Below are 13,223 nucleotides of genomic sequence, written 5' to 3'. Positions count from 1 at the left end.
AGAACTGACATTTCGTTATGAATGAGGCGGACCGGGCGCGGCGCCGTCTACCGTGGCGTCGTGCCCGCGCGCCTCGCATCCCCCCGCCCCGCCGCGGCGGCCCCGCCGGCCGCCGGACGCCTCCGCGCGGCCCTCGGCCTGCTGGGGGCCTGCCACCCGGTTCCGGCGGCGGCCGTCACCCTGCTCGCCGCCGCGCTGGCGGTCGCCGTGGGGCGCGGCCTGCCCGGAACCGCCGTGACCGTGGCCGCAGTGGCCGCCGGGCAGCTCTCCGTGGGCTGGTGCAACGACCGGGCGGACCTGCGGCGCGACCTCGCCGCGGGCCGCCGGGACAAACCCGTGGCCGCCGGGACGGTGTCCCCGGCGGCCGTGGCCGGCGCCGCGGGTCTGGCCCTGCTGTGCTGCGTCCCGCTGTCGCTGGCCGCCGGCCGGGCGGCGGGCGCCGTCCACCTTCTCGCGGTGGCCGCCGCCTGGGCGTACAACCTCCGGCTGAAGGCCACCGCCGTCTCCTGGCTCCCGTACGCGGTGGCCTTCGGCCTGTTGCCGGCCTTCGTCACGCTGGGCCTGCCCGGGGCGCCGTGGCCGCCGGCGTGGCTCACGGCCGGTGCGGCCCTGCTCGGCGCCGGCGCGCACTTCGCGAACGTGCTGCCCGACATCGACGACGACCTGGCCACCGGGATCACCGGCCTGCCGCACCGCCTGGGGGCGCGGTGGGCGGCCACGGTCGCGGGGTTCCTCGTCCTCGCCTCCACGGCGGTGCTGGTGGCAGGGCCGCCGGGGCGGGTGCCCGCGTACGGCTGGGGTCTGCTGGGCGGGGCGGCGGCGACGGCCCTGCTCGTCTCGCGCCGTCCCGCCGGCCGGCTCCCCTTCCTGGCGGTACTGGCCCTGGCCGGGGCGGACGCGGTGCTGCTGGTCGTGCGGATGCGGGGGTAGGGGGTCTCGTCAGGGGGCGCGCCGGGTGCGGGTCCAGGCCAACAGGTCCTCCGCGTCCCAGGTGTTGACGACGCGGTCGGCGGGGATCCCGCACGCGACGGCCCGCTCGCAGCCGAGGAGCTGCCAGTCCAACTGGCCCGGGGCGTGCGCGTCGGTGTCGATCGCGAAGAAGGCCCCGGCCTCCACCGCGAGCCGCAGCAGCCGCCGCGGTGGATCCAGCCGCTCGGGCCGGCTGTTGATCTCCACGGCCGTACCGGCCTCGGCGCACGCCGCGAAGACCCGCTCCGCGTCGAACTGCGACTCGGGCCGGGTCCGCCCGGTGACGAGCCGCCCGGTGCAGTGGCCCAGTACGTCCATGAGGGGGTTGCGCACGGCTGCCAGCAGACGCCGGGTCATCGTGGGCGCGTCCATGCGCAGCTTCGAGTGCACGGACCCGACGACCACGTCCAGCCGCTCCAGCAGCTCCGGCTCCTGGTCCAGCGACCCGTCGTCGAGGATGTCGCACTCGATGCCCGTCAGGAGCCTGAACGGCGCCCAGGACGCGTTGAGCCCGGCCACCACGTCCAGTTGCTCCCGCAGCCGCTCCGGGGAGAGCCCGCGGGCGACGGTGAGCCGCGGCGAGTGGTCGGTGAGCACGGCGTACGCGTGGCCCAGCGAGGCGGCCGCCCGCCCCATCACGTCGATCGGACTGCCGCCGTCGGACCAGTCCGAGTGCACGTGGCAGTCCCCGCGCAGAGCCGCCCGCAGGGCGAGGGCCTCCGGTGTGGGCGGGGGACCCTCGGGGAGGGCGGCGGCCTCGTCCTCCAGTGCCTGCAAGTAGCCCGGTACCGATCCGGCGAGCGCCTCCCGTACGACCTGGGCGGTCTTGGGACCGATGCCCTTGACGGCCTCCAGGGAGCCCGCCGATGCCCGCGCGGCGGTCTCGGGCCCGCCCATGCGGACGAGGGCGGCCGCCGCCGTCCGGAAGGCGCGCACCCGGTAGGTGGGGGCCTGCGCGCGCTCCAGCAGGAACGCGATCCGGTCGAGCGCCGCCACCGGGTCCATCGCTCACCTCCTCGCCCCAGTGTGACAAGCGGGCGGGCGTCCCGCGCGGGCGCGTCGCGCGATGAACGCCCAGGTCCGGGGTATACGGGAGGTGGCCCGGGCGCCCGCGACCAGGACGGGCGCGGGGACGGGAGGGGCGGCGGAACCCATGAGCGAGTACGCAGCATGACCGAGGGCGAGGACGAGGCATGACCGAGGACGAGGCGACACAGCCCCACGAGCCCTCCGGGGCGGAACGCGCCGCCCGTGACCGGGTGCGGCGCACGGCCATCGGGATGACGCACCACGAGACGGCGGCCGCCCTGGAGGCCGCCGAGGAGGCGGCGGGCGACCTGGAGCGGGCCGACGAGGACACCGCCGCGACGGCGGCGGAGTGGCGGCGGATCACCGAGCTGCTCTTCGACCACGGCGGCCCCTACGCGCCGCACACCGACGCCTTCGTGCAGGGGCAGATGACGGCCCGGGAGAACCGGGGGATCGCGGCCGGCGAGGAGTGACCCGGAGTGCGCGCCGAGGGCCTCTCGGGCGGCGTGGAGCCGCTCAGGCGTCCGGCGGGACGGCGGCGTCCAGGGCCGCGGTGAGGCGCCCGAGGCGGGCGTGGAGGTCATGGATCTCTGCTAGGTCGAAGCCGGTCGCGGTCGCGATGCGCCGGGGTACCTCCACCGCGCGGTCGCGCAGGGCGGCGCCCTCCGGGGTGAGGCGCGCGCGGACGGACCGCTCGTCCTCGGTGCTGCGCTCGCGCACCACCAGCCCGGCCGCCTCCAGCCGCTTGAGCAGGGGCGACAGCGTCCCGGAGTCGAGGCGCAGGTGCTGCCCGATCTGTTTGACCGGCAGCTCGCCGTGCTCCCAGAGCACCAGCATCACCAGGTACTGGGGGTAGGTCAGGCCCAGGTCCTTGAGGACGACGCGGTAGAGGCCGCCGAAGGCCCGGGTCGCCGCGTTCAAGGCGAAGCAGATCTGCCCGTCCAGGCGCAGGAAGTCCTGGGCGGCGAGGGGTTCGGTCGGCGTCTCGGTCATGTCCGCCAGTGTACCCGGGGCAATGTGCGCGGCATTGAGTTGTGCACAACTGAATCGCGTGCTCTACTGGTGGAGCGCGGCCGGCCACCCGGCCCCCGCACCACGGTTCACCCCCTGCGAGAGGAACTCCGATGGACGCCCTGTACACCGCTGTCGCCACCGCCAACGGCCGCGAAGGCCGCACCGTCAGCTCCGACGGTCAGATCGACCTCGCGCTGGCCATGCCCCCGGCGCTCGGTGGAGACGGCCGCGGAACCAACCCCGAGCAGCTCTTCGCCGCCGGCTACGCCGCGTGCTTCGCCAGCGCCCTCGGCCTCGTCGGCCGTCAGGCCAAGGCCGACACCAGCGAGGTCTCGGTGACCGCCGAGGTCTCCATCGGCAAGGACGGCCCCGCGTTCGGCCTGGCCGTGGTCCTGCGCGTCGAGCTCCCCGAGTCCCTGGCCGGCGAGACCGGAGCCCTGCTGGTCAAGCAGGCGCACGAGGTCTGCCCGTACTCTCGCGCCACCCGCGGCAACATCGACGTCGAGCTCGTGATCGAGTAGCCCCTCCGCGCGCCGCCGGGCGACCATGGGAGGGCACCGACCCGTACGGGGCCGCTCCCAGGGAGGCGCCCATGGCGCGCACCTACACCACGGACGTGCTGGTCGCCGGCGCCGGACCCGTCGGCCTCACCGCCGCCGGGGAACTGCGCCGGCACGGCGTCGGCTGCCGGATCGTCGACCGGCTGCCGGCCAGGCTCCCGTTCGCGAAGGCGGTGGGCATCCAGCCCCGGACCCTGGAGGTCTGGGACCGCATGGGCCTCGTGCGCGACGCCCTCGACGCGTCCGTCCCGATGCGCGGCCAGCTGGTGTACGCCAACGGCGTCGAGCAGGCCCGCGTCGAGCTCGTCATGCCCCCCGAAGTGCCGTACGGCTTCGCCGCGCTGCCGCAGTACGAGACCGAGCGCATCCTCGAGGCGTTCCTGGGCCGCTTCGGCACCGGGATCGAACGGTCCGTGGAGCTCGTCTCGTTCAGCCGGGACGCCGACGGGGTCACCAGCGTCCTGCGCGCCGCGGACGGCACGGAGGAAGAGGTCCGCTCCCGGTACCTGATCGGCTGCGACGGCGCGCACAGCATCGTGCGCAAGGGCCTCGGGCTCACCTTCGAGGGCGGTGCCTTCGCCGACGGGTACATGCTCGCCGACGTCGAGGTCGACTGGGACCTGCCCGCCGGCTACGGCGTGCGCGCCATGCACCGCGGCGCCGACGGCGCGGTCGACGACGTCCTCGTGGGCATTCCACTGCCCGGACCGGGCCGCTACCGCATGTCGATGCTGGTCCCGCCCGAGCTCACGGACGCCGGACGGGCGCCCGGGGGCGACCAGGCGTCCAGGACCGCCGGGGACGGGGTGGCGCACGGCCTGGAGAGCGGCCGGGCCCCCGCGCTGCCCGACATCCAGGCGGTCCTGGACCGGCTCTCCCCGCAGCCGACGACCGCGGGGAACATGCGCTGGGCCTCGGTGTTCCGGATCAGCCACCGGATCGTGAACCGGTACGGCGACGGGCGCGTGTTCGTCGCCGGGGACGCCGCCCACATCCACCCCCCGACGGGCGCCCAGGGCATGAACACGGGCATCCAGGACGCCTTCAACCTCGCCTGGAAACTCGCCCTCGCCGTCGCAGGAGCCGCAGGCCCCGGCCTGCTCGCCAGCTACGACGCCGAGCGGCGGCCTGTAGGCGAGGAGGTCGTCGGCCGCACCGTCCGGCACGCGGCGGAAGGGGTGCAGGCCGACCCGGAGGACCCGGCCACCCTGCTGCTGCGCGAAGCCCAACTGCTCGTCACCTACCGGGGCGGCCCGATCGTCGACCCGCCGGGCGACGGGGCCGCCGGAGCCGGTGGTAACACCGGATCCGAGGGTGCCACCGGATCCGAGGGTGACGCCAAAAAGATCAGAGAGGCCGGCGACGGATCGGACGGGTCCGGCCCGCGCCCCGGGGACCGCGCCCCGGACTGCGGGGGTCTCAGCGGGCCCATCGCCGCCCACCCGCTGCGCCTGTACGACCTCCTGCGCGAGCGCGGCCACGTGCTGCTGCTGTTCGGCACCGGAGAACCGGACGGCGCCGCGGACTTCGACGCACTCGTCACGACGGCACGCGCCTGCACCGGGGACCGGATCGAGGTCTGTACGGTCCTGGCCCCCGGAACCCCGGCCGACGGCACGGCCCTGCCCGTCCACCACGACACGGAGGGCGAGTTCGCCCGCCTCTACGGGGTGGAGCGCCCCACCGCCTTCGTGGTCCGCCCCGACGGCTACCTCGGTGCCCGGCTCTGCCCGCCGGACCCGCACCGGCTGGCCGCCCACCTCGAAGCCGTCTTCGCCCCGGACGGTCAGGGACCGTCGTCCCACTCCGCGTCGACGTAGCCCAGCGTCCGGTTCATCGCGATGGCCCGCACGTTCGCCGGGTGGTGGACCGTACGGACGCGGCCGACTCCGCACAGCCCGGCGAAGCCGACGCCCAGCACCTTCATGGCGATCGACACGCCCCGGCCCCGGTAGGCGGCGCGCACGCCCGTCATCTCGTTGAAGACGCACCCCGACGACCGGTGGTCCGAGGTCGCGGACATGCCGATCCACACGTCGCCGTCGCGCGCGAGCACGACTCCCCGGGGATCGTACGAGGGCGCGTCGAAGCGCAGCCGCGCGTACTCCTCGTAGGCGTAGAAGGGGCCGCGCCCCGGAATGTCCGCGGAGCACTCACGGTTCAGCTCGAACAGCCGCCGGCGCTCGTCCGGACCGTCGCCCAGCTCGTCCAGCGTGGTGAAGGAGACACCGCCCGCCCGGGCCCGCTCCCCGTACGCCGCGAAGCGGCCCGGGGCGAATGCGTCCGCGTCGAGTTCCAGCCGCACCCACTCGGCGGCCGCCATCCCCTCAGGCCCCGCCGTCGGCGCGGGCTGCCGCCTGACGTTGACGCTTGCTCAGCGGGGCGAGCGACAGGTCTTGGCCCCGGGAGGTGAGCCGCTTGAAGCCGTACCCACGCTCGCCCAGCCAGCTCTCCGCCGAGAGTTCGGCGCGGGCCGTCGCGTCGAGGATGTCCTCCTCGGCCTCGCCGGAGTCCAGGAAGCGGAACGTGAAGGAGTCGCGGGCCGCGATGTCGTACGCGAGGTGGCCCTCGGGGGTGAAGGCCGCGTACAGCATGTCGTGGTCGGAAGCGGCGGCGAGCAGCTCGGCCCGCTGGTCGTCGGTCAGACCGTCGAAGGAGCCGCGAACGGTGATGCGAAAGGTACGGGAGCTCATCGGAGCACCCTAGGACGCAAACCCCGCCCCCGCACCGCCATTTCCCCCCACCCCGACCACATGCGACCCGACCCGCGCCCGGCCTGCGTCCGCCTGCGCCCGCGCCAGGCCCGCGCGAGGGCCGTCCGGGGTCGTCCGCCGCCGCGGCGGAGGCCGCCGCTCCGGGTCCCGACCCGCATCCCGCCGCATCCGCCGCCGCACCGCACGGGTGCCCGGTGCGGCCCGAAAGGCCGGGCCGGGGGCCCGTTTTGGATTGCCGGACGATCCTCAATACGATCCGGCGATGATCACATCGAAACGGCTTGCGGCCGGGGCGTGCGGCCTGCTCGCCGCCCTGGTCGTCGGGCTCTTCCCGGCGAGCGCCACAGCCGCCGACGGACCCGCGGCCAAGGAACCCCCCAAGGTCGATCTCGTCCTGGACGTCAGCGGCTCCATGCGCGCCGCCGACATCGACGGCCAGTCCCGGATGGCCGCGGCGAAGCAGGCCTTCAACGAGGTCATCGACGCGGTGCCCGACGAGGTCCGCCTCGGCATACGGACCCTGGGTGCCACCTACCCCGGCGACGACAAGGCGCTGGGCTGCAAGGACACCAAGCAGCTCTACCCGGTCGGACCGCTGAACCGCACCGAGGCCAAGACCGCGGTGGCGACCCTGGCCCCCACCGGCTGGACCCCGATCGGCCCGGCCCTCCTCGCCGCCGCGCAGGACCTCGACGGCGGAGACGCCACCAAGCGGATCGTCCTCATCACCGACGGCGAGGACACCTGCGCGCCGCTCGACCCGTGCGAGGTCGCCCGTGACATCGCCGCCAAGGGCATCCACCTGGTCATCGACACCCTCGGGCTGGTCCCGGACGCCAAGACCCGCGCCCAGCTGACCTGCATCGCCGAGGCCACCGGGGGCACCTACACCTCGGTGCAGCACACCGCGGAACTCTCCGGCCGCGTCAAACAGCTCGTCGACCGCGCCGCCGACCCGGTCGTCAACCCGGTCGCCACCGAGGGCGCGAAGCAGTGCGAGGGCGCCCCGCAGCTGAAGCCCGGCCTGTACAGCGACCGCGAGTCCTTCGGCGAGCACCGCTGGTACCGCGTGGACGTCCTGCCCGGCCAGGAACTGCGCGCCTCCGTCAGCATCGCCGCCGACCGCGCCGTCAACCGGGACTACGGCGTCCTCCTGCGCGCCACCACCGTCCACGGGCGCGAGATCGTCCGCGGCTCCGAGGCGGGCGACGGACGCACCGACGTCCTGTCCACCGGCCTGCGCTACCCCAAGGCCGAGGCCGACGGCGCGGACGACGACGCGAAGCCGGCCGCGGAGACCGTCTGCGTCCAGGTCAGCAACTCCTTCTCCGCCCCCGCGTCCGTCAAGACCTCCCCGGGCATGCCCGTGGAACTGACCATCGAGGTGGTGGACGGACCCGACGACGCCTCCGACGCCGCGTCCTTCGGCCTCGGACGCGGCTGGTGGCTGCTGGCCGTACTGGTCGTGTTCGGCCTGCTGGCCGGTCTGGTGTGGGGATGGATCTCGCGCTGGCGCGTCTCCGTCTGGAGGACCAACTGATGCGTACCGTACGCACCCTGACCACCGCCCTGCTGGCCGCGACCGCCGCCCTCGCGGTGGCGGGAACGGCCTCCGCGGACACCCCGTCGGCGAACCCGAGCCCGAGCCCGAGCGCCTCCGGCGAGGGCGGACCCGCCCCGACCGAGGCCGGTACGAGCTTCCGCACCGCGGCGGCGTTCCGCCCGGGCCAGCAGGCCACGGCGGCCGCCTCCACCGGCGACTACCTCTACTGGGTGTTCCCGATCGACGCCCGGCAGCGCGTCACCGTCAAGGCGAAGGTGACGCTCCCCGAGGCCTCGGCCCGGCACGGCGCCTCCACCTGGCGGCTCGACGTGTACGACGGCCTGCGCCGCCGCCAGGACTGTACGTACGGCACGCAGACCGTCGCCGCGGCAGCGACCGCCGCCGCGGCGGACCTGTCCTGCACCCTGCGCACGGTCCGCGCCGGGGCCGAGCCGTGGGCCAACGACCCGCTGCCCGGCAGCTACTACGTACGGCTGACGGTCATCGGCGCCCCCGAGGAGGACCTCGGCCTGCCGGTGCGCGCGGCCGTCGAAGCCGAGGTGAAGGAGGCCGGCGGCGCCCACGCGGTGGACGGCGCCCTCGCCGCCCCCCTGGTGCCCGCCACCGTGACCTCCGCGCTCCGCGAGCCGGAGGACGGCTGGGCCGGCGGCTGGTGGTCCGACCGCTGGATCTGGACCGGCGCGGGCGGCGTGCTCGGAGCGGCCGCCGGACTCTTCGGCTACTCCCTGACGCGCGGCTCCGGCCGCCCGCACCGGGTCCCGCCGGGCGCCTGACCGCCCGGGCGGTCGCGGCCGGGGGCTCCCCGGGACCGCGACCGCCCGGAGCCGGGCCGTCTCCACGGCCCCGTACGAGGCCGTCTGCCCCAGCCGTGCAGGTGGCGGCGGGGTCGCCGGGGGTGTGCCGGGGGTCTCCCCGGGGCAGGCGCGCACCATGAGCATCGAACATCCATCGGAGAAGAACCCCAACGGCAAGATCGGCCGATTCGAGAAATTCGCCGAACTCGCCTCGAACTTCACCAGCTCCGCGGGCTTCTCCGTACTCTGCGTGCTGCTCGTGGCGGCCTTCATCGTCGTCCACGTCCTGCACCTGCCGGTGAGCTGGCAGCACCTGACCGGTGATGCCATGGGCGCGGTCTCCCTGCTGCTGCTGGCCCTGCTGAAGAACTCCGAAAGACGCGCGGAGCACGCCATCCAGCGCAAGCTCGACGCCATCGCGGCCGCCCTGCTGGAGCAGCAGGAGGGCAAGTGGGGCCAGGCCCACCACGACCTGAAGAAGGCCATCCGGCTGGAGGAGCAGGAGTAGGCCGCCGCCACCCGCGACGACCGCCGTCCCGGGCGGCGTCACATTCCGGGAAAGCCTGCTGACCGCCATCGCGACCGAGAGCTGGGACCGGATCGCCGACCGGGTGTACGCCCTGCGGGCTGACTTGGCCCCGACGCCCTCCGACAAGCTCCCCGGCGCGCTCCGCATCCTGGTCGGCGTCGGCCGGAACCAGCCGCACCTCTACCAGATGCCGTTCAGGCGCCACGGGCACCGCCCCGAGGAACTACGCCGGCGCGCTGGCACGCACCGGCGAGCTGAACCTCATCTGGGTCATCGCCGCCGCAGCCTGCGCTGTCGTGGCCGGTGACGCCCTCGGCCACCGCAACGGGTATGCGCTGGGCAGCCGCCTGCGCACCGGCCGCCGCATCCCCGCCGCCTGGCAACGCGCCGATGCCCTCATGGCACGACGCGGTGGCCAGGCCGTCTTCTTCACCCGATTCGTGCCGGTCGTACGCACCCTGACCCCGCACCTGGGCAGGCGCCACCCTGATGCCCTACCGCCGTATCGCCCCCTACAGCCTGCTGGCCGCGCCCCTGTGGGCCGGCGCTGAAGCAGGCACCGGATACGCAGCAGCCACATCCGTCCAGCACGCCATCGCCCTCGGCGGCCCCGCACTCGCCATCACCGCCGGCCTGGCTGCCGCTGCAATCCTGGCCGCGGCCAGAATCCGCCGCCGTCGGCAAACCCGCACCGGGCAGCCGCGGGAGCAGGGCGAAGCGCTGGCCCGGCAGGGCGAGGTGCTGGACCGGCGGCGCGTGGACCCGGTCGCGGACCTGGACCGGACCCGGTCCCATCTGATGCTGCGGAGGCTGCCGAGGACGGTGGTGGGGGTCAGGACCGCCCGGTGGTTCCGCCCCCGCCCACGGAGCCGACACAGTCTGGGCCGGCTCCTCGCACGGGCGGCGGCCGGAGGTTTCCACTTCGGCAGCGGTGGCAGCGACCCGGACCGCAGGCACGCGCGCCCGTCGGCCGGTGTCAGGAGCCGTCGTAGTTGTCCCGGCTGCCGGACTTGGCCAGTCCTCGGCTGATCATGTAGCCGACGGTGAGGATCACGATGTACAGCCACGCCTGGTCGGCGCGGAAGTAGTCGCGGTGGTTATCCTCGGTGCCCACCACCATGGAGGCGATCAGGACCGCGATGACGGCAGCGATGTAGACGAAGAACTCCGTCGTCTTCAGGGCCGACTTCGTCTCGGTCGACAGGCGGCGTGTCCCGTGTCCGGAAACGTCGGCACCGGCAGTCCGGCGACCTGAGGGGGTGCCGCCCGGGTTCGCAGTGGTCATGAGAGGTGTCCAATCCGTTGAGTGGAGCACGGAGTGCTCCACGGGTTGGGATCACGCCAAGATCGACGCCGTCCCGTGCAGTGACTACCCGAAATCGGCAAGTAAGTACCGCATAAGGGGCAATTTGATCCGATGGAGCTCGGAGCGTCGGGACCTTGCCGGGCTAACGGGAGCCTGGGCCGTGCAATCGCCCGAGTGCGCCTCGGCAGCGGTCGACGCGCCCGGCGAGTCGGCACCCTCGCCAGATATGGCGCCGCTGCCCGCGTCCGGCACCTGGGGCGCTGTGCAATGGCGGCGCCCAGGCCGTCGTGCTCACCACCTTGCCGGCAGGCAGGCTTCCGAGGTGGCAGGTCCCAGAGCTTTGTCAACGCCATGGGGGAGGGGCGGGGAGCGGCGTCACTCCCGCCGCCACCTGCGATCGCCGCCCGCGCCCGTGAGTCGTCGACCGGGGCGTCCCCGTCGAGGCCGCCTGCCGGATTGCCATCCTCGAAGACCGGCATGCGGAATCGTGTGCCGAGCGAAGCGAGGGAGTTCATGGCCTGCAAAGCGGGGGCTGCTCCGGGTGGAGCGCAGCGAAACCGGGAACCAGTTCGAAACGAAGCGCAGGACTCCGGCCCGAAGGGCTGGCCGGGCCCGTGAAGCGGGCCCCAACCCCCGGCTGATGCGTTCTCAGGTTGTGAGATGGAGTAGCTCGCATGCGTGGGCATGGCGTGACCGGTAGTGGTCACGCGGACCGAACCGTACGCGGACGTATCGGCCACCGCGTACGAAGCAGGGCCAGAGCTCCGGGTAGGTCGCTCACCCGTTGGCTGTGGCCGTGCCGGTCATCGTCCTCAGCCGTTCGGGGGATACGTGGGCCGCATCCTGCGCGCTTCCTGTCCCGCCGGGGCATCCCTTGGCGGAACGAAAGGGAGACTTGATGCCGCTCTACCTATCGAGGTTCAGCTACACACCGGAGACTTGGGCGAGGCTGATCGTCCACCCCGAGGACCGGACGAAGGCCGCTCAGGCGTACATCGAGTCCGTCGGCGGGAAGCTCCATGGCTTCTGGTACGCCTTCGGCCGGCACGACGGCTACAGCCTGTGGGAGGCCCCCGACAACGTGTCCATGGCCGCGGTTGCGCTGGCGATTGGTGGAGGCGGCGCGCTTAGCTCGTTCGAGACGACAGTTCTCCTGACCGTCGATGAAACCATGGATGCCTTGCGCAAAGCCGAACGAGTCCAGTACCGGGCGCCGGGCGCGTAGCGGTCCCGGCCGATGCGTTCTCGGGTGACGAGATGAGCGGTTCGCCCAGGTGTGGGCCATTCGCGGGATCTGCCGGCTGGAAAGCGAACGCGACCCCTGATGATCAAGGTTGTCGTAGCCAACGATCATGAAGAGGGGTCGCGTTCGAATGTCGGGGCTTTCATCAGGTCCAGGCCCCTCCCCAGCGTCACCCGATTGGAGTAATCGCGCGTGCCGCGGACACGTCGAGCAGTCACTCTGAGAAGACCCAAACGGGCTAACCTCGAGAGGAGTAAGCCATGCGCGTTCGACGACTGCTCGGCCTGACCCTCGCAACCCTGGCCTTCGCAGGAATGAGCGTCACTACGTCCTTCGCGGCCGAGGCGGCCGCACCCCAGGTATCCTGGGCGGACTGCAAGTACGCCGGCGGAAACCCGGCAAAGCACAGCAGCGGCTACTGGTACTGCCAGGGCGGCACGTACGACGGCCAGCGGGTCTACGGCAGCAGCGGCTACTGAGCACGCACGACCCAGGGTCGTGCGTGGTTAGTACCGTGACCCGAGACGCTCGTGCCGACGGTCTGTTCCTCGGCAGTGAATTGACCCGGCCTCGTTGACGAGGCGCGCAGATCCTGTCCGTGTCGAGAGATCCGAATGTCCCGCAGCGTGTCGGGCGTTCACTGCCCGCCCCCGAGCGGATTCGTGCGGTAGATCTGCGCGCCCCGGCATCAGGTAGGGCCGGCGGAGGCGTTGTCCTCCCATCCGGCTGCCCTCCCATCCGTCTTCGCGCTGCATGGGGCCGAGCGGGGCGAACGGTCAGCGGCGTGACCCCCGGTGGTGTGCTGCCGGGGGTCACGGTGCACTCGTTTGCCGAACCCCACAGCGCACGCCCCGTTTCACCACAGCGTTGCCCACACCCCGCAGCGCGAGATGTCCTCCGCTCGACGTGGGAAAGGTCAGCACCTCCGGGCGAAGGCGGGCGCGCCCGCCTGTGCACCGAAACCCACAGGCCCGGCCCCCGGTCGACCGCTCGCATCCGACCACAGAAGCGGCCCTGTGGGACATCGGCGCCGTCCTGTCCACCGTGACCGCCGCCGCGGGCGACGTCCTCAGGCCCACGACATCGTGGACCTTGTCGACGAAGTGCGGGTCCGTGGAAAGCTTGAACGTCTCGGACCGGTGCGGCTGCAGACCGAACGCCCGCCAGATCCGCGACACGGTCGTGGGACAGGCTCGTTTCCCTGGCCATCGACCGCGTGGACCAGTGCGTCGCGTCATTCGGCGTCGATTGCAGCGTCTCGGTGACGAGTGCGGTTGACCTGCCCGGCGTCGATTGCCAACGCTGTGGCAGCCATCCCAGCTCCTGGTGGGGGGCGTGCAGAACGACTTGGCCTTACTGCTGTCGAGCTGCGGCGGTCCGGCCTCCCCTGAAGGTGGGGGGAGGCTGGACCGCTCAGGGCGTGGGCCCTGCGGCTGGTTCAGAGGATGGCGTGATCTGCTGGTTACGGCACTGTGGTGGCTGCTCGCTGGTCAGCCTTGTG

14 protein-coding genes and 1 pseudogene are annotated in these 13,223 nt (G+C 73.1%); 9 read left to right on the top strand and 6 right to left on the bottom strand.

Features of this window, described 5'->3' with window-relative positions:
* The first annotated feature begins 60 nt into the window (after positions 1-60).
* Positions 61-930: a UbiA family prenyltransferase gene (locus ACFWTC_RS22985; RefSeq protein WP_384074412.1), complete on the top strand. Its 870-nt coding sequence runs from the start codon at positions 61-63 to the stop codon at positions 928-930.
* A gap of 9 nt (positions 931-939) precedes the next feature.
* On the opposite strand, the gene ACFWTC_RS22980 is transcribed toward ACFWTC_RS22985, so the two are convergent.
* The gene (locus ACFWTC_RS22980; RefSeq protein WP_383923628.1) at positions 940-1,974 is read right to left on the bottom strand and encodes a PHP domain-containing protein; all 1,035 of its coding nucleotides are present in this window, start codon (positions 1,972-1,974) and stop codon (positions 940-942) included.
* A gap of 188 nt (positions 1,975-2,162) precedes the next feature.
* Between ACFWTC_RS22980 and ACFWTC_RS22975 the strand changes: the two genes are divergently transcribed.
* Positions 2,163-2,471, top strand: a complete 309-nt coding sequence (locus ACFWTC_RS22975) for a hypothetical protein (protein WP_383923625.1) — start codon at positions 2,163-2,165, stop codon at positions 2,469-2,471.
* A 43-nt stretch (positions 2,472-2,514) separates the two neighbouring features.
* Here ACFWTC_RS22975 and ACFWTC_RS22970 read toward each other — a convergent pair whose 3' ends face one another.
* The gene (locus ACFWTC_RS22970; RefSeq protein ID WP_383923622.1) at positions 2,515-2,991 is read right to left on the bottom strand and encodes a MarR family winged helix-turn-helix transcriptional regulator; all 477 of its coding nucleotides are present in this window, start codon (positions 2,989-2,991) and stop codon (positions 2,515-2,517) included.
* A 131-nt stretch (positions 2,992-3,122) separates the two neighbouring features.
* On the opposite strand from ACFWTC_RS22970, the gene ACFWTC_RS22965 reads away from it, so the two are divergent.
* Positions 3,123-3,533 carry an organic hydroperoxide resistance protein gene (locus ACFWTC_RS22965; RefSeq protein ID WP_383923620.1) on the top strand — a complete coding sequence of 137 codons (411 nt, stop codon included), beginning with the start codon at positions 3,123-3,125 and terminating at the stop codon, positions 3,531-3,533.
* Positions 3,534-3,604: 71 nt separating this feature from the next.
* Positions 3,605-5,392 carry an FAD-dependent monooxygenase gene (locus ACFWTC_RS22960; RefSeq protein ID WP_384074409.1) on the top strand — a complete coding sequence of 596 codons (1,788 nt, stop codon included), beginning with the start codon at positions 3,605-3,607 and terminating at the stop codon, positions 5,390-5,392.
* Here ACFWTC_RS22960 and ACFWTC_RS22955 read toward each other — a convergent pair.
* Positions 5,359-5,895, bottom strand: a complete 537-nt coding sequence (locus ACFWTC_RS22955) for a GNAT family N-acetyltransferase (protein WP_384074407.1) — start codon at positions 5,893-5,895, stop codon at positions 5,359-5,361. The genes ACFWTC_RS22960 and ACFWTC_RS22955 overlap by 34 nt on opposite strands.
* Before the next feature lie 4 nt (positions 5,896-5,899).
* Entirely contained in the window at positions 5,900-6,265 is a 366-nt protein-coding gene (locus tag ACFWTC_RS22950; protein ID WP_383923611.1) for a DUF6204 family protein, read from the bottom strand.
* 283 nt (positions 6,266-6,548) lie between these two features.
* Between ACFWTC_RS22950 and ACFWTC_RS22945 the strand changes: the two genes are divergently transcribed.
* The 3 genes from ACFWTC_RS22945 to ACFWTC_RS22935 all read left to right on the top strand — a co-directional run bounded on the left by ACFWTC_RS22945 (position 6,549) and on the right by ACFWTC_RS22935 (position 9,152).
* Positions 6,549-7,826, top strand: coding sequence for a VWA domain-containing protein (locus tag ACFWTC_RS22945; RefSeq protein ID WP_383923608.1), 1,278 nt, complete (start codon positions 6,549-6,551; stop codon positions 7,824-7,826).
* Positions 7,826-8,623, top strand: a complete 798-nt coding sequence (locus tag ACFWTC_RS22940) for a hypothetical protein (RefSeq protein WP_384074405.1) — start codon at positions 7,826-7,828, stop codon at positions 8,621-8,623. The genes ACFWTC_RS22945 and ACFWTC_RS22940 overlap by 1 nt, the downstream gene beginning before the upstream one ends.
* 157 nt (positions 8,624-8,780) lie before the next feature.
* Complete coding sequence (locus ACFWTC_RS22935; protein ID WP_383923603.1) at positions 8,781-9,152, top strand: hypothetical protein; 372 nt, start codon at positions 8,781-8,783, stop codon at positions 9,150-9,152.
* 997 nt (positions 9,153-10,149) lie between these two features.
* Here the strand turns inward: ACFWTC_RS22935 and ACFWTC_RS22930 are convergent.
* Positions 10,150-10,458, bottom strand: coding sequence for a hypothetical protein (locus ACFWTC_RS22930; protein WP_384074402.1), 309 nt, complete (start codon positions 10,456-10,458; stop codon positions 10,150-10,152).
* Between the two features lie 919 nt (positions 10,459-11,377).
* Between ACFWTC_RS22930 and ACFWTC_RS22925 the strand changes: the two genes are divergently transcribed.
* Together ACFWTC_RS22925 and ACFWTC_RS22920 are read left to right on the top strand one after the other, a co-directional pair.
* Positions 11,378-11,704 carry a GYD domain-containing protein gene (locus tag ACFWTC_RS22925; RefSeq protein ID WP_383923599.1) on the top strand — a complete coding sequence of 109 codons (327 nt, stop codon included), beginning with the start codon at positions 11,378-11,380 and terminating at the stop codon, positions 11,702-11,704.
* 278 nt (positions 11,705-11,982) lie between these two features.
* A complete protein-coding gene (locus ACFWTC_RS22920) occupies positions 11,983-12,201 on the top strand; it encodes a hypothetical protein (RefSeq protein WP_383923596.1) in 219 nt (72 codons plus the stop codon).
* A 579-nt stretch (positions 12,202-12,780) separates the two neighbouring features.
* Here the strand turns inward: ACFWTC_RS22920 and ACFWTC_RS22915 are convergent.
* Positions 12,781-12,991, bottom strand: a pseudogene (locus ACFWTC_RS22915) (IS630 family transposase); the annotation flags it as partial.
* Positions 12,992-13,223 lie beyond the last annotated feature (232 nt).

The organism is Streptomyces sp. NPDC058619 (genome assembly GCF_042717785.1).
In the GTDB taxonomy this organism is placed as follows: Bacteria; Actinomycetota; Actinomycetes; order Streptomycetales; family Streptomycetaceae; genus Streptomyces.
Note: the sequence above shows the minus strand (reverse complement) of the source record. Positions and strands in the feature narration are given on the sequence as shown.

Coding starts and splice junctions, on each gene's coding strand:
- ACFWTC_RS22980 (WP_383923628.1), bottom strand. CDS start 1,974: ATGGACCCGGTGGCGGCGCTCGACCGGATCGCGTTCCTGCTGGAGCGC.
- ACFWTC_RS22950 (WP_383923611.1), bottom strand. CDS start 6,265: ATGAGCTCCCGTACCTTTCGCATCACCGTTCGCGGCTCCTTCGACGGT.
- ACFWTC_RS22975 (WP_383923625.1), top strand. CDS start 2,163: ATGACCGAGGACGAGGCGACACAGCCCCACGAGCCCTCCGGGGCGGAA.
- ACFWTC_RS22940 (WP_384074405.1), top strand. CDS start 7,826: ATGCGTACCGTACGCACCCTGACCACCGCCCTGCTGGCCGCGACCGCC.
- ACFWTC_RS22925 (WP_383923599.1), top strand. CDS start 11,378: ATGCCGCTCTACCTATCGAGGTTCAGCTACACACCGGAGACTTGGGCG.
- ACFWTC_RS22970 (WP_383923622.1), bottom strand. CDS start 2,991: ATGACCGAGACGCCGACCGAACCCCTCGCCGCCCAGGACTTCCTGCGC.
- ACFWTC_RS22960 (WP_384074409.1), top strand. CDS start 3,605: ATGGCGCGCACCTACACCACGGACGTGCTGGTCGCCGGCGCCGGACCC.
- ACFWTC_RS22955 (WP_384074407.1), bottom strand. CDS start 5,895: ATGGCGGCCGCCGAGTGGGTGCGGCTGGAACTCGACGCGGACGCATTC.
- ACFWTC_RS22945 (WP_383923608.1), top strand. CDS start 6,549: ATGATCACATCGAAACGGCTTGCGGCCGGGGCGTGCGGCCTGCTCGCC.
- ACFWTC_RS22920 (WP_383923596.1), top strand. CDS start 11,983: ATGCGCGTTCGACGACTGCTCGGCCTGACCCTCGCAACCCTGGCCTTC.
- ACFWTC_RS22965 (WP_383923620.1), top strand. CDS start 3,123: ATGGACGCCCTGTACACCGCTGTCGCCACCGCCAACGGCCGCGAAGGC.
- ACFWTC_RS22930 (WP_384074402.1), bottom strand. CDS start 10,458: ATGACCACTGCGAACCCGGGCGGCACCCCCTCAGGTCGCCGGACTGCC.
- ACFWTC_RS22935 (WP_383923603.1), top strand. CDS start 8,781: ATGAGCATCGAACATCCATCGGAGAAGAACCCCAACGGCAAGATCGGC.